Genomic DNA, 21,975 nt, shown 5'->3' with positions numbered 1-21,975 from the left:
GTTATCTGAACATCAAACAAATTTCCTAACTTAGGGTACTCCTAGGGATAGAGACGAAAAGTTCTTTTTAAAAAACGCGCTGTTTCAGTTAATTACAGTTTATTTTGACTCCTGGTGCCGGCACCATACAAGGTTGCAGAGAAGGCTTTCAAAATCTCTGGCCCCCCCGAAAAACCCGCCTTCTGGCGGGTTTTTTCGTTTTGGGGTTCTGCAAAAGCGATGATCCTGTCGCTGAATCGACCTGCCTGTGCTGTCAATAACGCGACTTTGGCAAAAGTTTTGCGCTAGTGTTTCCTGCGGGCCAAGACGGTTTTCCCGTGCATTGCCTTTAAAAACAGGTGCGAACGCTTATGACGAATGCCACGCCATCCATCAAACTCAGCACTCTTCGGCAAATAGCCCCCTACCTGAGCATGCGTGGGGTGTCGCCGCTGGAGTTCTTTCGGCGTTACGGCATTTCCCCTCATGTTTTTCAAAACCCCGATGCCTGGGTACCGCGAGCGGCCTGTTTTCATATAGCCAATGAAATGGCGGCTATCGCACAGGACCCCTTCGGCGGTGCCTGTGTGGGACACCTGATCGAAGTACGCTCGCTCGGTGCCTGGGGCGAGTTGATATTGGGCTCGACCAACCTCGCTCAGGCTTGTGCAACGGCGGCGATCTATACCGACTTGCTGCATCAAGGAGGAGAAGTAGAAATCGTCACCGAAGGCCGTACGACGAAACTGATCCACCAATTTACCGGACAGCACGGGGCTGATCCGAAGCAAGTCATTCTCGGCACGCTTGCGCTGCTTAGAAAAGTACCGCTCATGTCCGGTGAGCCTGGCGCCATACGCGTGCATCTGCAAAACCCGAGGGAAAGAGGCGATGAGGCGCTTGAAGAATACCTGGGGCCGAATCTCGAAATGAACGCGCAATACAACATGATCGAATTCGACCGTGAGCTGCTCGACACGCCTCTGCAACCTGTTCGGGATGACGCCTGGAAAGTCACCGAAGCCTTGAAGTCGACAGCACAAGCAGCGGGCGTGCTCATCGAGCAGATATCGGATCAGGATCAATCCAAACTTACCGCTATCTCAAGAAACATCGGACTGTCTTCTCGAACGCTGCAGCGCCGTCTCAAGTATTGCGGCATCGACTTCGAAGATCTACGCGACGAGACGCGTCGCAGCGAAGCACTTCAACTCATAGCCAGCGGTAAATACACCGCAACCGAAATTGCCTACATGGTGGGTTACAGCGATCAAGCGCACTTTACTCGAGCCTTCAAACGCTGGACCGGGAACTCGCCGTCGCGCTACCGCTCGGCCTTGAAACATGATTATTAAAATTCAAGACAGCGTCTTCGCCTGACCACTTGCTCCCTCTCCCACCCGCCCCTTCGGCCCACTTCGGGCTAAGCCTTCCAATAGCCTCGAACTACCGGGATAGGGCTTGCCGTCCTGATCTGAGCAGCCATTTCTGTACGAGCGCCGCCGGCAAGCTGATCGGTAAGTAATGGCTTGGCCTTTTGGCATCAAATGGCAAGTTTCCATCGAGGCGTTCTTATACAGTTTTAAAAGGTAATGCCAACCCCAGCAAGCACTGCAGCAAGCGATCCATGCACAAGAAAAGCCTGAAGCCGGGGAAGGGAATCACTTCTTATAAGATCAAGAGGTTTAAATGTCCTACTCATCCACGGCCTGCATCGTCGCCCTGACGCTGGCAACTTTTGCCAGTGCAAACGCGCAGTCATCCCCTGCCGCGGCGACGCTGGTGGGTGTCGATAACTTTGTTCGTGCCGAGTCCGACCTGTACATGGGCAAAACGGTGACGAGTGGAGGCTTTGGTCAGTTTGTTCATAACCGTGAACCGGTTCCTATCGACGCTCAGAATGTCGTCCGAATGAATCGGGACACCCTCTACTCATCAGCGGTGTTCGATCTCGATGCCGGTCCAGTCACGATCACATTGCCTGAGGCCGGTGAGCGGTTCATGTCGATGCAAATGGTCAACGAAGATCACTACGTACCCGCCGTCATTTACGGTGCCGGTCGCCATACGCTGACGAAAGAGGATATCGGCACACGCTATGTGTTTGTCGCTGTGCGCATTTTCTTCGATCCCACGGATCGCGAAGACCTTGAGCAGGTGCATGAGCTGCAGGACGCAATCCAGGTCAGCCAGGCCAAGCCAGGGGAGTTCGTAGTACCGAAGTGGGATCAGGCGAGCCAGAAAAAGATGCGTGATGCCCTGGCTGTCCTGGGTTCGACAATCCCCAACTACAACCAGTCCTTTGGCCCTAAAGGTAGCGTCGATCCGATCCAGCACCTGATCGGAACCGCGACGGGGTGGGGCGGAAATCCGAGCAAGGACGCCATCTACCTCGGCGGTGTGATGCCGCAGAACGATGGGAAAACCGTTTACCGTCTCAAAGTTGGACAGGTTCCGGTCCGCAGTTTCTGGTCTGTGAGTGTTTACAACGCAGAGGGATACTTTCAGAAAAACCCATATGACACCTACTCGTTGAATAACCTCACTGCCAAGAAAAGCGATGATGGCTCAATTGTCATTCAGTTCGGTGGTTGTGACGCAAAGATCACTAATTGCCTGCCCGTTATGCCTGGTTGGAACTATACGGTCAGGCTTTATCAGCCGAGCAACGAAATACTAAATGGCCAATGGCGTTTTCCACAGCCGCAGCCCGTCGTTCTATAAGTTCGATCATTCAAATAACGACTGGTTATTTAGATCAATTGGCAGACGCCTTAGTAGCGTTAAACGCACGGCTACCAAGTTTGATATGGCTTATTAAGTCAGGGATGGCTCTGAACTACAGAGTTCACACCAAAGGAACTAAACAATGACAAGCAAAGACCATTCAAATTCTTCTAGACACCCGCTGATGTTCATCATGGGTGCAGCCCTCGCATTGACGCTGGTGTTGCCTGCACATGCAGCCATTGACGATTCAAACGGCGCTCCATCCGTGACGGTAGGCGGCGGAGTTGCCGTTGGCCCGTTGTACCAAGGCTCTTCACACTATGCCGCGTTCCCGTCGCTGAAACTGAAGGCGCTCTTGCCTACCCAGGACTGGGGCACCTTTACCGCGGCCTTCCCGGACGGGCTGCGTTGGGACTTGCCGGGGCTGGCTCCTTTCGGAGTGGCCTTGTTGATCGGTTATGACCCGGGACGCAAGGAACGCATTCATACCCTGGACGGCCGTGATGACTACTTGAAGGGAATGGGCAACCTGGACAGCACCGCCCTGGTCGGGGCGGAAGCGTACTGGATCCTGCCGGCCGGCCGCCTGTTCGTGCGCGGCCTGCAATCGAGCCAGAACCGTCATTACGGTGGCGAAAGCCTGGGGCGCACGGCGTACCTGGAAGCCGGGGTCGCCACGGCATACCCACTGTCTTCGAGCTTGACCCTGGACTCGACGCTGTACGGCACCTGGAGCAATGAGAACGACATGATGGCGCGCTTCGGCGTCACGGCCCAGCAAGCCGCGCGCACCCGGTTCGATGAATACCGCCCGGGTGGCGGGATGCGCGACGTGACCTTGAAGCTGGGCCTCACCTGGCAATGGCAGCCACAGCTGGCACTGGAAGGCGGCATCAAGACCTACGCCCTGGTCGCCGACGCCCGCGACAGCCCGCTGACGGGTGAGAAGGTCGGTGCCGGTGCCTATCTGAACGCTCTATACCGGTTTTGATAAACCGGTAATACCGGCGCCATCCGATACAGATAAGGGAATGATCGATGAAAAAACTACCTAAGCAGTTGGGGATGACCGTGTCCCTGGCCGGCCTATTCGGCTCGGGACTGCTGCTCGCCGAAGATGCCGCCACCCAGGTCACGGACCCTCACTTCAAACTGGCTCCAGGCTATCTGGACCCGGCTGACCTGCCAGTGCGCCTGGCGCTGCTCGGTGCCCCGCCCAAACCAGACTCCGCGGCGCTGGCGCGGGATGAGGAAGCACGGCGTGCGGCGCTGGCGCTGCGTGGCACCGTTCGGGAGAAACTCGCGGCAGCGGATGCGGCGCTGTCATTCCCTGGCCCGGCGAAAACATTCTCCTGCGCGCTGGGCACGCCGATCACCGAGAAAAGTACACCGCATCTTTACACCTTGATGCAGCGCACCCTGACCGATGCGGGCGGCTCCACCTACGCCGGGAAGAATGCCTATAACCGTCCCCGTCCTTTCGTGGTGCATAACCAAAGCACGTGCCGCAAAGACATGGAGCCACTGCTGCGCACGGATGGTTCCTGGCCGTCCGGCCACTCTGCCGCGGGCTGGGCCTGGAGCCTGGTATTGGCTGAAATCAATCCGGCACGCGCCACCGAATTGATGACCCGTGGCCTGTCATACGGCCAGAGCCGGGTCATCTGCGATGCGCACTGGCAGAGCGACGTGGATGCAGGCCGCATCATGGGGGCCGCCACGGTGGCGAGCCTGCATGGCAATCCGGCGTTCCTGGCGGACCTGGCGGCCGCGAAGGAGGAGGTCAAGGCTGCGCAAAAGGCGGGCCTGAAGCCTACAGAGGACTGTGCGGCCGAGGGCGTGGCGCTCTCGCTGACCCAGCACTGATCGGAGAAACACCATGATGCACAGTGACAACCCACGCTCGCTGTTGCGGTGCAAGCAGGCCCGCCTGGCGCTGCTGGTCAGCGCCTTGACGACCGCGGGCTCCAGTCTGCCGATGGTGGCCATGGCGGCAGACGCTGATGGCTGGCAGTTCAATGGCGGGCCTTACCTGTGGGGCGCCGGTATCCGTGGGCACGTGGGCCACCGCAGCACCGGGACCCAGTTTATAAAATCCGACTTCTCCGACATCGCGCGTAGCGTCGATATGTCGGTGATGCTGATGGGCGAGGCGCGGCGCGGGCCCTACAGCGTACTCGCCGACCTGATGTACATCGACACCGACACCCGCAACCGTCTACCAGCGGGCGCCCCGGCGTCCAAGCTTGAGGTGGAAAGCAAGACGGCCTCGGGATTCCTGGGGGGCGGATACCAGGTGTGGGGGGATGACGATCATCGGTTGGACGTCGCGGGCGGCGTGCGCGTCTGGTACAGCAGCACCGCCATCACCCTGCACGGCGGGCCCGCCGGCGGCCTGTCCGGGTCCGACAAGGCCACCTGGGCCGACGCCATGGCGGGGCTGCGTGGGCACTATGCCGTGAACGAGCGATTCTGGTTGTCGTCCTGGGGCATGGCGGGCGCCGGGCAGTCGCGGGAAGACTGGGACCTGGCCGCGCTGGCGGGCTGGGAGTTCCTGCCGGGCTTTTCGGCGGTGGCCGGTTACCGGGCCATGGGGGTGAATTATCGCCATGACGGTTTTGTCTACGACATTGTCCAGAAGGGGCCACTGTTGGGGATCAGTGGGCGATTCTGAGGCTTTCATGTCATTACGTTTTTCTCTGGTACCCATACGTAGTACGTCAAAGGCCAACCTTCGGGTTGGCCTTTGTTGCTTTCCATGATCAGTTTTTTCGAACATCCCGTTCGATATTTTCTCATATTCACAGAAGCCAATTAGATCGATCATGCGCCACGACTCACGCAGATGCGGGTGAAACAGTGGGATGGATAACTAACCTGATCGCCTCTTTAACAGGCCGTCAGTCAGCTCAAGACACACCTCAAGAGGAAGTACGCATGGCTAAGGTATTGGTTCTTTATCATTCGATGTACGGTCATATCGAAACAATGGCCCAGAGCGTGTCGGAAGGTGCCCGGAGCGTTCCCGGGGTTGAAGTCACCCTCAAACGCGTACCCGAGACCATGGACCCGGAAGCCTTCAAGGCTGCCCATGGCAAAGTGGATCAGAGCGCTCCGGTTGCCACGCCAAACGAGCTGGGCGACTACGACGCAATCATCCTGGGTACTCCGACCCGCTTCGGCAATATGTCCGGCCAGATGCGCAACTTCCTCGACCAGACTGGCGGGTTGTGGGCCAAGGGCGGCCTGGTTGGCAAGCTCGCCAGTGTATTCACCTCGACAGGTACCGGCGGCGGCCAGGAGATGACCATTACCTCCACGTGGACCACCCTGGCTCACCACGGCATGATCATTGTGCCCATCGGTTACAGCTCGCCAGCCTTGTTCGATACGTCCAGTGTCGGCGGTGGCACGCCTTATGGCGCATCCACCATTGCCGGTGGTGACGGCTCGCGCCAGCCTGATGCCCGGGAACTGGAGATCGCCCGTCATCAAGGCCAGTACGTGGCCCAGCTGGCGGTCAAACTGAGCAAGTAGGCGCTCGCCAGGCCGAGCTGAGACAGACACTGCCAAGCGCGCTCTGTAATCAGCAGGTCCGGAGACAAAACCAAGCCCTCGCAGCAATGCGAGGGCTTGGTTGTTTCTGTCTACGTAACAAGCGACGTAACAAGCCCCTGTCTCTTGGTTATGACCATCAATGCGCGCAAATCGCAACCTCCGGTCGAGCCCAGCCCCATCGTCAGCACTCCCAGCGGCTATTCCCCCCCCCCTCAATTGATCGCTACTGAAAACGAACATCCGCCCGGCCGTATTTTTTCAGGGCCATCCCCTTAAAGGCATCAGCCCTTGGTAAGTGTCAAAACGTGCCCAGCGGTGACGACGGTTCTCTTGCCACTTTAAGGAATTGGAAACAGTGCTCATCTGGAATATGCGTATTTGAAGAGGGAAATGGAGGAAAAGCAGGATCAGACCATCTTATTTTCCTGAGGCATACGCCATAGAGAGCCCGATTCAGAAAGGTCTCATTTCTTGTGCAACTGCATCAAAACCAGAATGCCGGCTTCAGTCGATATCCGGGCTCACTAATAAAGCCACCGGTATATCTGCAGGCTTTCACACCTATGGGGAAATGGAATGCATCCCAGACCTAACATCACCCTGCATCCTTGTGCACGAGAAACGCTCTCTCGACACAGGTGCATGATGCCTTCTCTTGTCATTGGACTGCTCCTTGCCTACCAATCCGGTACCGCCCTGGCGGACCTCTCCTTCGATGGGAAGAACCGCTTCATCATGACGGGCCAGCGAATGGCTGTAACCCTGGTCAACGACGGCAAGAGGGTCGCCCTGGCGCAAATTTCGCTGGACTGGGGAGAGAAAGAGTCTGGGCGCAGCCAGACACTGCCCCTGGCGATCTCCAAACCGTTGCTGCAAATCTCCAGCGGACAGAAAGCCACCGTGGAAATTTTCTACCAGGGAACAGGCCTGCCTACTGACCGCGAATCTTATCTTCTGTTGAGCGTCCTGGACGTGCCTCCGGCCGCCAAGAAGCCTCACACCATGACCGTCGCTTTGCGGCACCGCTTCAAGCTGCTCTATCGCCCACCGCTGAAGAACACCTTGGACGACGCCATGGCCGGATTGTCCTGGGAAACGCAGAGAGAAACCGCAGGCAGGCTCATCGCCGACAACCCATCCCCCTACTACCTGACCCTCAGCGATATCGAAGCCATAGGCCCGAATGGCCAACCCTGCGGCCAGCCGATCGAGCACCTGATGCTCCCGCCGTTCTCGACACAGCCCGTCGACATGCCGGCCTGCCAACCTGCCAGCCTGCGTTACCAGATCGTCAGCGACGCAGGCAACCTGCGCCCCTACGGGGCAACACTATCCGCCGACAAGAAAAACCACGGCTCGGCTCAATTCTGAGGTCAATGGAGGAGACATGATGAAGAAAATCTACCAGTTGGTTTGCCTGGCCCTGCTACTGGCGCTGACTCAGAAGAGCTATGCCCTGGCCTGCAAGAAAGATGGCACCCAAGCCTCCGATGCGATCACGATCAACACTACCATCGCGGTGCCCAATACCCTGCCAAAGAACACCGTGCTCTGGCGCTCCGATAATTACAGCATCAGCGTGACCTGCTGGCAGGACAACTACGGGTATGGCAAAGAATACGTTTACTTTTATCTAAGCCCTCGCGACCAAGGCCTCACTATATTGGGACCAGACCTGGAGGTAGGTATCAACCTGAACGGAACCGACCTGCGTTGTACTCAATTGTCGGGATGCCGGGTGCAACTCCCCATCCTTTTCCAAGGCTGTTACGTTTGGGCCGGTTGTAAGGACAAAGCTCAAACCTTCCCATTGAACTTCAACTTCTTTATCTCCAAAAAAAGCTCGCCCAGCCCAGGCAAGGAGGGAAGCCTGACAGGAGCCGTGGTTTATCCAGCGTTCCAGTTGGATGGAGGGGGCGGTATGAACATCAACCCTGATAGCAACTTTTTCATGTCACTGATCGGCTTGAACAAGATGCGCTATATCGCCTGCTCATCGACCCTGTCTGTCTCCCCCAAGACCGTCGACTTTGGCAGTATCGCTGCTGCCTTGGCGCAAGCCGACAAGGTGATCAAGGAAGTCCCGTTCAGCATCACCGCGCTCAAGAACTGCACTAGCGCTTACGGGCTGAACGCACGGCTCACGCCGGTCGCCGCTACCGTGGCGGATGGCTACACACTGGTGCCGAACAACAACTCATCGGTGGGCATCAGCCTGCTCAAGCAACAGGGCCGCAGTGTCATACCCTTCAACAAAGAGTTCACCCTGGTGGAGAACAGCCGTGATCAGGTGGTGGTGAGTGACTTCCTGGCTCAGCTGAAATGGCGCACCAGCAAGGCGATTCTCGGGCCATTCAACGCCACCGCGACGATCGATGTTTTTTATAAATAGCCCCTCCACTCTCTGACATTCGCCTGTCATTCGACCGTTTGAAGAACTTAAAACAAGGGCGCCAACTGGCGTCCTTGTCTTTGCAGGGCGTGGTAGATCCAACGGCCGTCACTCGCCCGATTACCCACACAGATACAGAGTCCGGACAGACGGATCCAGGCCCCTCCGATTACTGCATACGCCCGCAGTCCGCGGCCTCCAGCGAGGCGTTGACAGGGGCGGTGCTATACTTTTTTAGCTAGTAATCAGCGTGCGGTGTTATCCAGAGCGGCAGGAAAAACGGTCTGGAATTTCAGATAACGACTGCAGAAAAAATGGGGGCCTCTGCGACGATGAAGTAGGAGGTGACTCATGAACCGGCATTTTTACATCAGCAATAACCTCGACGATCTGGAAACCGTTGAAAACGAGCTGGAAGCCAGCGGTATCAGTACCGAGCAGATTCATGTGCTCAGCGACCGGGATGCGGATGTGGAACAGCATCACCTGCATGATGTGAATTCACTCATGAAGCAGGATGTCGTTCACTCTGGCGAGATTGGCGCGGTCATTGGCCTACCGCTCGCGGCATTGGTACTGCTCGGTGCCTATCTGGCAGGTTGGACCGAGTCCGCGGCAGGCTGGGTGCCGTTCATCTTTCTGGCGATCGTGATACTGGGCTTCAGCATCTGGGAAGGCGGCTTCTTCGGTATCCAGGTGCCCAATAGCCACTTCAGCAATTTGAAAAAGACGATAAAAGACGGCGAGCATATTTTCTTCGTGGACGTCGAACCCGCTCAGGAACCGATCCTGGATCAGGTCATCAGCCATCACCCACAACTGCAGGTCGCCGGGACCGGTGCAGCAGCGCCTCACTGGATAGTGGCCTGGCTGCAGAAATGGCATCAGTTCAAGCGCACGATATAGGACGCCGCGGCGCTTGAGCGCCGGAGGCGGAAGCCGGTCATTGCCCGAGGAAAATCCCCCGGGTGGAAAACACGTAGTCCGCCTCGGCGGCCATCAGGCCAACCAGCACCAGCAGGCACAACGGCGGGACGAGGATGGCGTAGACCATTGCCAGGCGCTCCCAGGCCATGTGCATGAAGATGGAAACGATCAGGCCGGCCTTCAACAACATGAGGACCAGGATCAGCGACCACCTGAAGTAGCCCTGGAAGTGAAAGTAGTCGACCAGGTAGGACAGGGTACTGAGTACGAACAGCAGCCCCCAGATCTTCAGGTACAGGCTCAGTGGATGCTGTTGACCTTGTGCATGTGCCATCGCCGGTACTCCTCTGCGGGCTACCATAAATAGAAGAAAGCGAAGATAAATACCCACACCAGATCCACGAAGTGCCAGTACAGCCCGGCGATCTCGACGATCTGATAGTTGCCGGAGCGCTCATAGTCCCCGCGCAACACCTTGAAGGCGACGATGCACAGGTAGATGACGCCGACCGATACATGCAGCCCGTGGAAACCGGTAATCATGAAAAAACTAGCGCCGAACTGCGCCGCACCCATGGGGTTCGACCAGGGGCGCACGCCTTCGGCGATGAGCTTGCTCCACTCGAACGCCTGCATGCTGACGAAGGTCGCACCGAAGGCCGCGGTCGCCAGCATCAGGGCCGCGCATTTGCCGCGCACACGGCGATAGGCGAAGTTCACGGCCATGGCCATGGTGCCGCTGCTGCTGATCAGCACGAAGGTCATGATGGCGATCAGGATCAGGGGGATTTCAACGCCACCGATGGTCAGGGCGAACACTTCGCTGGGGTTCGGCCAGGGGACGGTGGCGCTGATGCGCACCGACATGTAGCCGGTCAGGAAGCAGGTGAAGATGAAGGTGTCGCTGAGCAGGAAGATCCACATCATCGCCTTGCCCCAGGGCACCCGCTTGAACACATCCTGATCCGAGGCCCAGTCGGTGGCGATGCTCTTCCACCCCGCTACCAGCGTATCGGGTGGGGGCGGGACGGGATCTTCCGGAGCTGTTGCTGAGGGCAATGCCATGGCTTCACCTCAGGCCGCAGAACGCGGCGATGGCTTGATAGGTTTCCGGCGTGCTGGTCAGCAGGGCGAAGAGGACGATCCACAGCCCCAGCAGGTAGTGCCAGTAGATGGCGCAGAGTTCCACGCTGGGCGCCAGTCGCGACAACGGAACCCGTCGCAGGAACCTGGCGCCGACTCTGCCCCAGGCCACCAGGCCTCCCAGCAGGTGCAGCCCGTGCACGCCGGTCAGCAGATAGAAAAAGCTGTTGGCCGGATTGGCGGAGACGAAATAGCCCCAGTCGACGAACTGCTTCCAGACCCAGAGTTGCCCCCCGAGAAAGGCGATCGCGAAAACACCGCCCAGGGCGAAGCCGAGGCTGGCCCCGTTCGACACACCCCGCCGGGCGGCCATTCGCGCCCACTGCAGGCTGATACTGCCCAGCACCAGTAGGAGCGTGTTCAGCCAGAGTTGCCGGGCACTGGCCAGCGGCGCCAACGGCTCGGTCAGCGGCTGCCAGTCCGCCATTTGCGAACGCGCGATGAAGGCCAGCAGGAACAGCAGGAACAGCGAGGTCACCACCACCAGGAACATGCGCAGGCCCACTTTTGCGGCCTTCGCCCTGTCCAGGCCTGCCGGTCCCCGAGAGTGCTCGGGGGGCTGGCTCCAACGGCCGCCGGCGCCGGCGCTTTCGGTGTTTTTCAATAGCGGCCCGTTCATGGTCTTTCGCCTGCGATCCTGGCTTCTGCGCTGTGCTGCCTCATCTGCTCCAGCTCCTGGGCAGAAACCGTCTGTGGCACGAAGTCCTGCTCTATCCCGGGCACGCTGTAGTCATAGGCCCAACGGTGCACCACCGGCAGCTCCGGCCCCCAGTTGCCATGGACGGGCGGGGTGTCCGGCGTCTGCCATTCCAGGCTGGCCGCCCCCCATGGGTTCGGGCCCGCCGGCTTGCCTTTGAAGGCACTCCAGGCCAGGTTGAAGAGGAACAACAGCTGGCATACCCCGACCGTCAGCGCGACAACGGTGATGAACGCATTCAGTTGCTGCGCCGATTGCGGGATGAAGTCGTAGTTCTGCCAGGCGTAATAGCGCCGAGGCATGCCCAGCAGCCCCAGGTAATGCATGGGGAAGTAGATGCAGTAAGTACCGAGGAAAGTTATCCAGAAATGCAGCTTGCCCAGGGTGTCGTTCATCAGGCGCCCGGTGATCTTCGGAAACCAGTGATAGATGGCGCCAAATATCACCAGGATCGGCGCCACCCCCATGACCATATGGAAGTGGGCCACCACGAAGTAGGTGTCCGACAGCGGGATATCCACAATCACGTTGCCGAGAAACAACCCGGTGAGGCCACCGACCAGGAAGGTGACGATAAAGGCCAGGGCGAACAGCATCGGCACCGTCAGGTGGATGTCGCCATGCCACAGGGTCAGCACCCAGTTGTAGACTTTCAGCGCGGTCGGCACGGCGATGATCAAGGTGGTGGCGGCGAAAAAGAAGCCGAAGTACGGGTTCATCCCGCTGACGTACATATGGTGCGCCCAGACCACGAAGCTCAACACGCCGATGGCAATGATGGCCCAGACCATCATGCGGTAACCGAAGATGTTCTTGCGCGCATGGGTGCTGATCAGGTCGGAGACCAGGCCGAACGCCGGCAGGGCGACGATGTAGACCTCCGGATGGCCGAAGAACCAGAACAGATGCTGGAACAGGATCGGGCTGCCGCCCTGATGCGCGAGCTGCTGCCCCATGGAGATCACCGCCGGCATGAAGAAGCTTGTGCCCAGCAGCCTGTCGAACAGCATCATCACCGCGCTGACGAACAAGGCCGGAAAGGCCAGCAGGGCCAGGATCGAGGCCATGAAGATGCCCCAGACGGACAGCGGCATGCGAAACAGCGTCATGCCGCGCGTACGGGCCTGCAGCACCGTGGTCACGTAGTTCAGCCCGCCCATGGTGGCGGCAACGATGAAGATCGCCAGCGACACCAGCATCAACACGATGCCCCATTCGGTCCCCGGGGTGCCCTGGGTGATCGATTGCGGCGGATAGAGTGTCCAGCCCGCCCCGGTGGGCCCGCCCGGGACGAAGAAGCTGGAAAGCAGCACCAGGACCGAGAGCAGGTAGAACCAGAAGCTCAGCATGTTGACGTAGGGGAAGACCATGTCCCGGGCGCCAATCATCAGCGGAATCAGATAATTGCCGAAGCCGCCCAGGAACAGGGCCGTCAGCAGGTAGATGACCATGATCATGCCGTGCAGGGTCATCGCCTGGTAATAGGTGCTGGCGTCCATGAACTCGAGGCTGCCGGGAAAGCCGATCTGTATGCGCATCAGGCCGGACAGCACTAGGGCGACGAGCCCCACGGAGATCGCCGTCAAGGAATACTGGATGGCGATGACCTTGTGGTCCTGGCTCCAGATATAGCGCGTGAAGAAGCTCTTCGGTTCGTGCAGGACTTCTGTTTCTGCATGCTCGACATAAGCCATCAGGTCATCCTCCGGTAAGTTTCGGAGCATTTCCGGCGAGTTACGGCGACTTGCCCGATTCCACCTTGCCGGCATCCGCGTCGACAGCAGCTTTCGACTTGATGAAGGCGATCAGGGCGTCCAGTTCCTTGTCATTGGGGGTGAAGGTCGGCATCACCGCGGCGTAACCCTTGACGATCGCGGCGCCAGGGTGGCGCACGGAGTCCTTCAGGTAGCCCTCATCGACCTTGATCTGGGAACCATCGGCCAGGGTTTGCGTCTTGCCGTACAAACCCTGCCAGCCCGGGCCGATACCCTGGCTGCCATCGACACTGTGGCAGGCCAGGCAACCCAGCGATTCGGCCATCCGCTGTCCCTGCGCCGCCAGCTCATCCTGTGCGTCTGCAGGGCCTTGCTCGTTCTGCCCCGCGGCACTCAGCGACTTGATGAAAGCCACCACGGCGGCCAGTTCATCCTGACTGAAAGTATAGGCCACCATGACCGGCGGATAGCCCTGGACCAGCCTGGCCTGCGGCTCGAGAATCGACTCCTTGAGGTAGGCTTCGTCGACCTGGACGCGGGTGCCATCGGCCAGCTGCTCCGAGCGGCCGTACAGGTCCTTCCAGCCCGGGCCCAGGCTGGTGCTGCCGTCCTGGCTATGGCAGGCGCGGCAGCCATGGCTTTCCACCAGCTGGCGGCCTTTTTCCAGCAGGTTGTCCCGGCTCGGCGTGGCGACGCTGGTCAGGGTCTGGGCAAAGGTCGGCTGGCTGGCGAGCCATTGGTCGAAAGTGCCCTGCTCCTCGACGACCAGATGGCCGCGCATGTTGAAATGCCCCACGCCACAGTACTCGGCGCACAGCACTTCAAACTTGCCGAGCCGGGTCGGGGTGAACCAGAAGTGGGACACCATGCCCGGCACCATATCCATCTTCGCGCGCATCTGCGGAACATAGAAATCGTGCAGTACATCCTTTGCCCGCAGCAGGACTTTTACCGGCCGATCGATGGGCAGGCGCACTTCATTGTTCATGATCAGCACATCGTCCTGCCCCGCAGGGTCATTGCGATCAAGACCGAAGGGATTGCCGGGATCGATCCATTTGACATCCGCCTTGCCGAGTTTTCCGTCCCGTCCGGGAAAGCGAAAGGCCCACTGCCACTGCTGGGCAATCACTTCGAGCTGAGTAGCCTCTTGCGGCACCTGGACGAAATCGTTGTAGACCACCAGGCCGGGCGCGAGCATGCCGATGATGCCCAATGAAGTGAGGATGACCAGCCACCCTTCCAGCTTCCGGCTTTCCGGCTGGTAGTGCGCCCGGGCACCTTCGCGATGCCGGAAGCGAATCACGGCGATGGCCATGAACAGCGTGATGGCGATGAAAAAGATTCCGGTGATGACCAGGGTGATCAGCAGCGTGGTGTCTATCGACCCCCAGTTGGAGGCAGCCGGCGTCATGTGCCAGGGAGCAAGCAAGTGAAACAGCACCGAAGCGACAACGACTAGAACCAGGATGATTGCTATCGCCATTTTCTCGTCTTCCTGTGCCGGTTGTTCTGTGGCCATGCAAACGCAACGTCGCCCAACCGCAGCGCCACACCGATGCCTAACCCTCCTCCCAAGCCTGCTGGAACATTGCCTCTATCCCCGGGGCAAATCTTCTGAAAAGTATAGTGCGCCCCGTCGGACGTGCGCCGCCGGGCCACATATAGGACGGGCGGGTCAGGGGCTGTTTTCGACTCAGAAAAAAGCCCTCGCGGCGATGCGAGGGCTTCGTTGTTTCAGGGCCACGCTCTGTCTTGATTTGAATCCTCACCACACCCTTCATGATAAAGCAGCGGGCTGCTGCCTGATCATCAATAGTGGCGCATGCAGCCAAGCTATTTGAGCCACCCCATGTGTTTACCAATCCCCCAAAGAACAAACAGCAGCGTTCCCCCAAAAAGTGCAGCCACGTACGAGAGCGTTATCATTCGACGCAGCGGGCCTGGGAAATTTTTGTAGTCCTCGGTATCCAGATCACCGCCTTTCAGCGAACGCTTGTAGAAGGTCAGCATGCCGCCGACACTGATCAGCATGAAGAAGCGAGTAAAGGGATCTTTACCCATGACAGAGCGTCGCAACTGGATACCACGTGAATTGCTCAAGCCGCTGAGTATTTCGTTCATCCGGAAATAGGCGAAGTACAGTTGCGTTCCAATGAATAAAAACGCCAATGCAAAACTCGCAATCACCAAGATGAAAAAAACATCTTCAGCCTCAAACATCCCTATTCACTCCACTCATACACTTTCTCCCCTGCTCCCTCTCCAAGACTCTCGCCAACAGCACCACCGGCAACAGAACCCAAACCTACCATGACCACGCCACACAACAGGCCACCGATACCAGTAGTGCTGAGAGCAACGCATGCAGCACCTCCTATTGGAGCACCAACAGCGCCACCTGCGAGCCTCCCGGAGAATTTTCCACTCTCTGTAAACCGAACCTTGCGACAGTCCTGCTCCCTGCCAACTCGACAGGCCTCTCGTACTTTCAGTGCCGAAGCAGACGCCCCAAGCCCAATACCAACCCAGCCCCCGAGTTTGATGTATTTGCTGGCCTTGGCTACGCCATTAATGTGGGTCGCATAACCCGGAATATTTCCAGGCACTCCGGCTTTGCTCCAGTGATGGACCAGACTACGACTGGATATCCCCAGGGCATTTTTCAGTTTTGGGTGCTCAGGTATACCTACGCCTTTACGCACAAGCGGGCCCAGGCTGTTATCCAGCTGAGACATCAAACGCTTTCGTTCTGCAAAAAACTCCGGGGTCTGCAACCTGCCGTGTTGCTGGAACGTACGCTGGTGCAACTGCTCCAGTTGCCCCAAGGTGCTTTTCACGTTTTCCAGATGCTTGGAGAACATGACTTCGCCGATGCCGATCGCCCCCGAACCTTCGGTCAAGAATGATTCGATTTCCGCTCGATGACGGACCATAAAGGTCGCCTCATCATCACTCATCGATCCAAGCACGCTGTTCACCTTATTGGCAGCTTCCATCAGCAATGCTTCTTCTCGGGTGCACTGATGGTTCTTTGGGTCGCTCAAGACAATCAGTTGCCCCGGTTTTGCGTAGCTCGACAGCTGAGGGTTCAAGGTGCGGAACTTGTTAAGCACAGCGGCACTTGGCTGTTCGAACAGGAGCGCTTCAAGCTCTGAGCGAGGGATAACGCTTTGCACAATATGAAACCCAGGCTCGACACCCTGAAGCGTTGTCGGCGCAGCTGACAACGGCTCAGCACTGGTCAACCCGGTCAGTCCTTGACTTGGAATATCCCGAGTGAATTCGCTTTTGTAAGAACCATCGCTGATTGCCTGTGCCCAGGCATGCGTGGCCGCCTGCGCCTTTGCTGCAAACTCAGGAGCGATGGTCACGCTACCTTCCTCCGCAGCTATTACCGTACTTTGAGTGGCGATCAGCCGATTGCTGCCAGGAGGGCATCCGCATTGCACAGCATGGCCATGGGTCGCTACTGCAACACCCTCGACGATAAAAGTCGGATTGCCTTCGGCGATAAACCCCATGCTGTTGCATTGAGGACACCACACCGGATCGCTGATTCTCGCGGCCTTACGGTTCTCCACAACCGTAGTCGTCGACCCTACGAGAACCCGACCTCCCGTCGTGGTCGGGTCTCCCTCCCTGATCACAAAAGTCATGGCTATTTCCTGCAAGCGGAATGAGCCTGAATGCTAACGACCGGGGTATTCAGAAGGATTTAAGGCATTTCTCAAAACACCGGGCGAAATGGCTTCAGCAACCAATCTTTCCTCGGACTCGTAACCCCCCTTTTCCCGAAAGGCCGCCCGCCATGCTCAAATAGCCCCCCGCTTTTGCCACCCGCCACACCCGATCCGGAGCCGTACATGAAAAACACCTTTGCCCTGACCTTGGCCCTGATGCTCAGCCTGCCGTCGCTCCACGCCCAGGCAGAAGCAGTGGGCGATGCCGAAGCCGGTGGCAAGCTGTTCAAGCGCATCTGCGGCGGCTGCCACAATATCGGGCCTTCGGTGCGCAGCTCTTTCGGGCCGCAGCTCAATGGCATTTTCGGGCGCGCTGCGGGGAGCGTGGCGGACTATCACTACTCCGACGCGATGAAGTCCTCCGGCATCGTCTGGACCCGCGACAAGCTGGTGGCTTATCTGGAAGATCCAAAGGCCGTGGTGCCCGGTACGCGGATGATTTTCTGGGGGCTGAGCGATCAGGAGAAGATCGATAATCTGCTGGCTTATCTGCAAGGATACAAGTAGCAGTAGAATGAACTATGACTATCGCCAATCAGCGTAGGCCATAAGAGCAGACCCCGTAAAAAAGGGAGGGATGATCCCCCCCAAGGCCTAAACAAATCAGGAGCTACAAAGACTTTGCAGTCGATGGCCGAATAACCAGCTTACGATCCAAATAAACTAATTCCCCATGCTGATCCAACGCAGCTTTTGCGGAAGAAGGCAACTCAAATTCAATAAACCCGTAGCCCTTCGTCTTATTGTATCTACGAGGAACCTTGAGTTCTACAATTGTCCCAAACACTGAAAATAAGTCATAAAGATCATTATCAATCGCTTTCAATGGCAAATTGGCAATGAATAACTTCCCACCACTGACTTCTTTTATCTCAGCCCGCCCCTCCTCCACTTCAGCATGCCCTTTTGACACCAACATCTCAGATTGAAAATTACTAGACTCCAGCGCAGCCTTTGATTTTTCATCTGACAAAGAGGAGTCTTCACTTTGACTCCCTTCTGAAACCTTCCCTGGTATAGATATTTTATAACGTGGAAAACTTCGAAATGGTATTTTCTTCTTTTGGGCAATTCGTCGAGCAGTATCTCTCTCAATTTCGTTTTGTAGAACACCAATTTTAAACAGAGACTCCACTAGCTTTCTATAATCCTCGGTATCAACAATCCCAACAGCCTCCCAAATTTGCAATGCAGAAAAAATACGTCCTTCTTGCCCAAGAAGAATTACCGACTTCATCTCACGATCTAACGCTAAATGATCAAACTGACTAAGCCAAAGCAGATCTAGATGCGAGTACATCGCCCTATTAGTCAACGTAATACTGAACCCATCTGGCCGGCTAATTAGTGCAGGAGGAGCCAACTCATTTTTATTCATTAGATCATAAATCCGCCTCATCCCCTCCCCAAGCTCTCGCATATAGCCCAGTTCGCGAAGAACCCGTGCCACATAGCTATTTCGAGATTGGTGGACCCCTTTCTGACTAACTATATCCTCCAAGCGCATAGAGCTAAGGAGAGCGCCAGGATTCCGAACCTCTAGATGGTCATCAAATATATATACCTCAATACCTCTTCCTTCGTCGGAATAGTCTCTATGTGCAATTGAGTTTAGGAGTGCCTCCCTGCAAGCCAACTCGGGGTATATTGAGCGCTGTTCAAACCTTGCATGACTATCAATTTTTGTCTGAATTAAAAATGGACGCATTGCCTCCCATGCACTATCTATTAGAGTTAAAATATTCCCTTGTATTACCTGATCAGAAATAACATTATATTCCTCACCTGTCTTAACATCATTGCCGTCAACTTTTAAAATCCTTATCTGTAACCTAGGATGCCACTTATGGGGCTCCTTAGCGAATAACAAGAGGGCTGCACGCCGTAACCTAAGCTGTGAAAGACCATACTCACCAAGCTCTAAATATTGAAGGCATTTTTCAGCAGACATCCCCTTAAGCACTTGGTCTGCTACCGTCTTTACCAACTCGATGTTCAAGTCATCAGCAGAGACACCATCTATAAAGCTTCTATCATACTCTCTAGATTTAACCTCACGCCTATCAAACTGAATTGTTTCAACCGCGACAGGCACAGATTCTAAATCTCTGCGCTGCAAGCACCTGCCATCTGTTGTTATATGAACACACTGAACACTTTTAGGAACAGAAAAATAGAGAATACTTTTGCCTTCAATAGTCAGTCTATACTTTCTAACTCCTGGAAGTGGTGTATCAGAATGGATACGATTCGTCGGCGCGGTTTCAAGAACCTCATATTCTCTGTCGGTAAAGTCAGGAAGCCCGGATATTTCCCCGTTATCTTCCACACCAACCAGTAACTCACCTCCATCGGCATTTGCAAAAGCGACTAAAGTTTGTGAAATATTTGTCGCAATATCCTTTACTGATCGTTTCTTTTTGTCTCCTGGCGGCCCCTCCAAGGCGCTTTTAAATTCCCGAAAATGACTCTCCCCTAACTCAATCGCTGTTCGGGCTCGATCAAGCACTGCTATCGCACTCATAATTCACATTCCATTTCTGATTTTATGAAAGGGTACCGCCTTTCTGCTACTGATCTCTAAACCTAAGACATCAAGCGCCCGATCCATTGCCCTCGACACGCTACTAATACATTGAGAAAGCGAAATCTGCCAGCCCTACTTCTGACAACAAACACCGTTCAGATAAAGAAGTCCGGAAAACAAGAGCGATAGCACGTTTGTACTACTTCTCAGTAGGCGATGGCAGATATGTCGGTATAGAAAGGTAGCAATGCTGTAGACGCGAACCATCAACATTAACGTCGATGAAGACTTAAAGATCGGTCCATCGATATGATTTCTTACATAGATTCTGCTTTTTATCTATCAGTCGAAGTCTTCCACCATTGCAGTGCACAAGGCCCCACGCTAACCTCCCCTCCGTCGTTGCCAATTCAACGACCGGGCGTGAGAACCCGAACCAATCAAGGCGCAAGGCGCCCCCATACTGTTGCAGGCGCTTTTTTGTGCCCGCGATAGTGCTTTATGGCGGCCGTGCGTAGGAGACCTTCGGGTCTACCGGTTGCCTTGATTGCCGGTTTCTCACCCTGCGTACGGCTGCCACCCCAACCCGTGAGAAGGTTCGTGGCAGCTTCCCAAGTCAAGGAGCCAGACCATGTACGCAAACAATCCACAGGACCTAAAAACCCCCGGCCTCACCCCCTGCCCTTTCCACGCAGGCGAACCTCTGTTCCACGTCAGCAGCGGTATCCCGATCCGCGAAGCCCTGTCCCACGCCTCGGACCTGCTGCATATCGCCAAGAAGTTGGCCGAAGACGCGGCCATGGAGCGCAGTACCGACCGACATGCCTGGGCGTCGTATTACTTGCAGGCGATGAGCAAGGCACTGATCGATGATGTAGTGAAGGTGCTGGAGTAACAGCGGCGTGTGGTGATAAGGGCTACGGGAGTTACGCAGCCCTTTGGAGCTCGGGCGCTTCGCGCCCGATCGCAGCCCGGCGGCAGCGGCTACAGGGAGCCGCGGTGCTGGACGGGGCAACACCTACAAAAAAGCCCCGAACCAGTCGGGGCTTTTTCTATGGCCGGCCCAGTATCAGGCCGCGATCAGGTGTTTATCAGAACACGTTGATCGGGTAGTCGACGAACACACGCAGTTCGTTACCGCTGTCGTTGTAGCCACTGGATTTCTGCGATACGCGCAGGATCGAGCTACGCACCTTGACGCTCAGGTCCTTGGCCGGGCCGCTCTGGACCACGTACTTGAACTGGTTGAAGATTTCGCGCTCGGTGCCGCCAGTGGTGGTCTGGCCATCGCTGTTGGTGGAGGTGATGTTGTCACCACGTACATAGGCCAGGTTGTAGGTCAGGCCCGGTACGCCGAAGGCGCCGAAGTCCAGACCGTAGCCCAGCTGCCAGCTGCGTTCGTCTTCAGCGTTGAAGTCGGACCAGTAGGAGTTGGCCAGGTAGATGGTGTTGCCGCCATCGCCCACGCGGTTCTGACCACGCTGATAGCCGCCGTAGGCGTAGCCCAGGTTGCTGTCGCCGGTGCTGCGCTGGTGCGCCAGGGTGAACGAGTGCGGGCCGGTGGCGTAAGTGGCTGCCAGGCTCCAGATCTTGTTGTCCTGGCCGCCCGCGTTGACGTCTTCTGCGTAGGACTTGTCCAGCTTGGTACGGTAGCCGTTGAAGTCGAAAGTCAGGGACTGGTCGGTGGCCAGCGGGAACACGTAGTTCAGGTTCACGTACTGCTTCTTCAGCACGTCTTCGACGTCGGAAGCGTACAGCGAGCCCTTGAACTGTTCGGTGAACTGGTAGCTGCCGCCCAATACGTTGATCGACTTCAGGCCACCGCTGTCACGGCCTTCGGCGCTTTTACGCGATTCGGCGGTGAAACGACCGGCGTTCAGCTCCAGGCCCTTGATCTCTTTGGAGGTGATCAGGGTACCGGTGTAGCTTTCCGGCAGCAGACGACCATTGTCGTAGCTCAGCACCGGCAGGGCCGGCATCTGGTCACCGTAGGTCAGGACGGTGTTGGACAGGCGGAATTTGACCGCGGCGCCGGCCTTGGCCAGGTCGCCTGCCGGGCTCTTGTTGCCGCCTTCGCTTGGCTTGAAGAAGTCGATGCCCTGGCCGCCGCTGTGGCTGCCTTTATCCAGGCGCAGGCCGTACAGGCCGAAGGCATCGACGCCCACGCCCACGGTGCCTTGAGTGAAGCCCGACGAGAAGGTACCGATGGCCGCTTGACCCCACTCGCGCTGGTCGTCGTTACCGTTTTTCTTGTCACGATTGATGTAGGCGTTGCGCAGCAGGATTTTCAGGCTGCTGTCTTCGACAAACCCCTTGGACTCAGCCTGGTCGTTAGCCATAACTTGAGTACTGCTCAGAATCCCCAGTGCGATCAGACCGATCCGCTTGTTCAACATTTTATTTTCCTTATTACGGGTTGATGACGCGCTGTGGTGCTCCTTGGAAACGGCGCTTAAGCGCTCTTTTTTCAGGCCAGAACAAAAAGACCCACCCACGAAGAATCGCGGTGGGCCTTTTATTATTGGAAGGTCATGGCCGTTGGCCACAGGCGTTGGCGCGAATCC

The 21,975-nt window shown here is 56.9% G+C and carries 20 protein-coding genes; 11 read left to right on the top strand and 9 right to left on the bottom strand.

What is annotated here, in order from left to right:
- Positions 1-350: 350 nt before the first annotated feature.
- The 9 genes from BM019_RS16735 to BM019_RS16695 all read left to right on the top strand — a co-directional run bounded on the left by BM019_RS16735 (position 351) and on the right by BM019_RS16695 (position 9,565).
- Positions 351-1,334, top strand: coding sequence for a helix-turn-helix domain-containing protein (locus BM019_RS16735; RefSeq protein WP_092418956.1), 984 nt, complete (start codon positions 351-353; stop codon positions 1,332-1,334).
- Positions 1,335-1,668: 334 nt separating this feature from the next.
- Positions 1,669-2,703: a DUF1254 domain-containing protein gene (locus BM019_RS16730; protein WP_009041743.1), complete on the top strand. Its 1,035-nt coding sequence runs from the start codon at positions 1,669-1,671 to the stop codon at positions 2,701-2,703.
- 145 nt (positions 2,704-2,848) lie between these two features.
- Entirely contained in the window at positions 2,849-3,700 is an 852-nt protein-coding gene (locus tag BM019_RS16725; protein ID WP_092418955.1) for a MipA/OmpV family protein, read from the top strand.
- Between the two features lie 47 nt (positions 3,701-3,747).
- Positions 3,748-4,575: an acid phosphatase gene (locus tag BM019_RS16720; protein ID WP_092418954.1), complete on the top strand. Its 828-nt coding sequence runs from the start codon at positions 3,748-3,750 to the stop codon at positions 4,573-4,575.
- Positions 4,576-4,588: 13 nt separating this feature from the next.
- Positions 4,589-5,383: a hypothetical protein gene (locus BM019_RS16715; RefSeq protein ID WP_092418953.1), complete on the top strand. Its 795-nt coding sequence runs from the start codon at positions 4,589-4,591 to the stop codon at positions 5,381-5,383.
- Between the two features lie 263 nt (positions 5,384-5,646).
- Positions 5,647-6,246 (top strand): NAD(P)H:quinone oxidoreductase, encoded by a 600-nt coding sequence (gene wrbA / locus BM019_RS16710; protein WP_053259295.1) that lies wholly within the window; start codon positions 5,647-5,649, stop codon positions 6,244-6,246.
- 663 nt (positions 6,247-6,909) lie between these two features.
- Entirely contained in the window at positions 6,910-7,638 is a 729-nt protein-coding gene (locus BM019_RS16705; protein ID WP_092418952.1) for a fimbrial biogenesis chaperone, read from the top strand.
- A 19-nt stretch (positions 7,639-7,657) separates the two neighbouring features.
- Positions 7,658-8,659, top strand: a complete 1,002-nt coding sequence (locus tag BM019_RS16700) for a fimbrial protein (protein WP_092418951.1) — start codon at positions 7,658-7,660, stop codon at positions 8,657-8,659.
- A gap of 351 nt (positions 8,660-9,010) precedes the next feature.
- Positions 9,011-9,565, top strand: coding sequence for a hypothetical protein (locus tag BM019_RS16695; RefSeq protein ID WP_062823967.1), 555 nt, complete (start codon positions 9,011-9,013; stop codon positions 9,563-9,565).
- A gap of 37 nt (positions 9,566-9,602) precedes the next feature.
- Here BM019_RS16695 and BM019_RS16690 read toward each other — a convergent pair whose 3' ends face one another.
- The 7 genes from BM019_RS16690 to BM019_RS16660 form a co-directional block, all read right to left on the bottom strand.
- Positions 9,603-9,920: a cytochrome C oxidase subunit IV family protein gene (locus BM019_RS16690; RefSeq protein WP_007922565.1), complete on the bottom strand. Its 318-nt coding sequence runs from the start codon at positions 9,918-9,920 to the stop codon at positions 9,603-9,605.
- A gap of 20 nt (positions 9,921-9,940) precedes the next feature.
- Positions 9,941-10,651, bottom strand: coding sequence for a heme-copper oxidase subunit III family protein (locus BM019_RS16685; protein WP_053259293.1), 711 nt, complete (start codon positions 10,649-10,651; stop codon positions 9,941-9,943).
- Positions 10,652-10,655: 4 nt separating this feature from the next.
- Positions 10,656-11,348 (bottom strand): cytochrome c oxidase subunit 3, encoded by a 693-nt coding sequence (locus tag BM019_RS16680; protein ID WP_092418950.1) that lies wholly within the window; start codon positions 11,346-11,348, stop codon positions 10,656-10,658.
- Complete coding sequence (gene ctaD / locus BM019_RS16675) at positions 11,345-13,120, bottom strand: cytochrome c oxidase subunit I (protein ID WP_092418949.1); 1,776 nt, start codon at positions 13,118-13,120, stop codon at positions 11,345-11,347. Before ctaD ends, BM019_RS16680 begins: the two co-directional genes overlap by 4 nt.
- A gap of 40 nt (positions 13,121-13,160) precedes the next feature.
- Positions 13,161-14,627, bottom strand: coding sequence for a c-type cytochrome (locus BM019_RS16670; protein WP_092418948.1), 1,467 nt, complete (start codon positions 14,625-14,627; stop codon positions 13,161-13,163).
- A 350-nt stretch (positions 14,628-14,977) separates the two neighbouring features.
- Positions 14,978-15,364: a hypothetical protein gene (locus BM019_RS16665; protein ID WP_092418947.1), complete on the bottom strand. Its 387-nt coding sequence runs from the start codon at positions 15,362-15,364 to the stop codon at positions 14,978-14,980.
- A 2-nt stretch (positions 15,365-15,366) separates the two neighbouring features.
- The gene (locus tag BM019_RS16660; RefSeq protein ID WP_092418946.1) at positions 15,367-16,800 is read right to left on the bottom strand and encodes a PAAR domain-containing protein; all 1,434 of its coding nucleotides are present in this window, start codon (positions 16,798-16,800) and stop codon (positions 15,367-15,369) included.
- 207 nt (positions 16,801-17,007) lie between these two features.
- Here BM019_RS16660 and BM019_RS16655 point away from each other — a divergent pair, with 207 nt between their 5' ends.
- On the top strand, positions 17,008-17,391 hold the full coding sequence (locus BM019_RS16655) for a c-type cytochrome (protein WP_092418945.1): 384 nt from the start codon (positions 17,008-17,010) through the stop codon (positions 17,389-17,391).
- Between the two features lie 103 nt (positions 17,392-17,494).
- Here the strand turns inward: BM019_RS16655 and BM019_RS16650 are convergent, their stop codons facing one another.
- The gene (locus BM019_RS16650; RefSeq protein ID WP_092418944.1) at positions 17,495-19,408 is read right to left on the bottom strand and encodes an ATP-binding protein; all 1,914 of its coding nucleotides are present in this window, start codon (positions 19,406-19,408) and stop codon (positions 17,495-17,497) included.
- Between the two features lie 634 nt (positions 19,409-20,042).
- Here BM019_RS16650 and BM019_RS16645 point away from each other — a divergent pair.
- Positions 20,043-20,306 (top strand): DUF3077 domain-containing protein, encoded by a 264-nt coding sequence (locus BM019_RS16645; RefSeq protein ID WP_092418943.1) that lies wholly within the window; start codon positions 20,043-20,045, stop codon positions 20,304-20,306.
- A gap of 196 nt (positions 20,307-20,502) precedes the next feature.
- Here BM019_RS16645 and BM019_RS16640 read toward each other — a convergent pair whose 3' ends face one another.
- Positions 20,503-21,807 (bottom strand): OprD family porin, encoded by a 1,305-nt coding sequence (locus tag BM019_RS16640; protein ID WP_053277025.1) that lies wholly within the window; start codon positions 21,805-21,807, stop codon positions 20,503-20,505.
- Between the last annotated feature and the right edge of the window lie 168 nt (positions 21,808-21,975).

It is taken from the genome of Pseudomonas sp. NFPP07 (assembly GCF_900115645.1).
GTDB classification, from domain to species: domain Bacteria; phylum Pseudomonadota; class Gammaproteobacteria; order Pseudomonadales; family Pseudomonadaceae; genus Aquipseudomonas; species Aquipseudomonas chlororaphis.
Note: the sequence above shows the minus strand (reverse complement) of the source record. Positions and strands in the feature narration are given on the sequence as shown.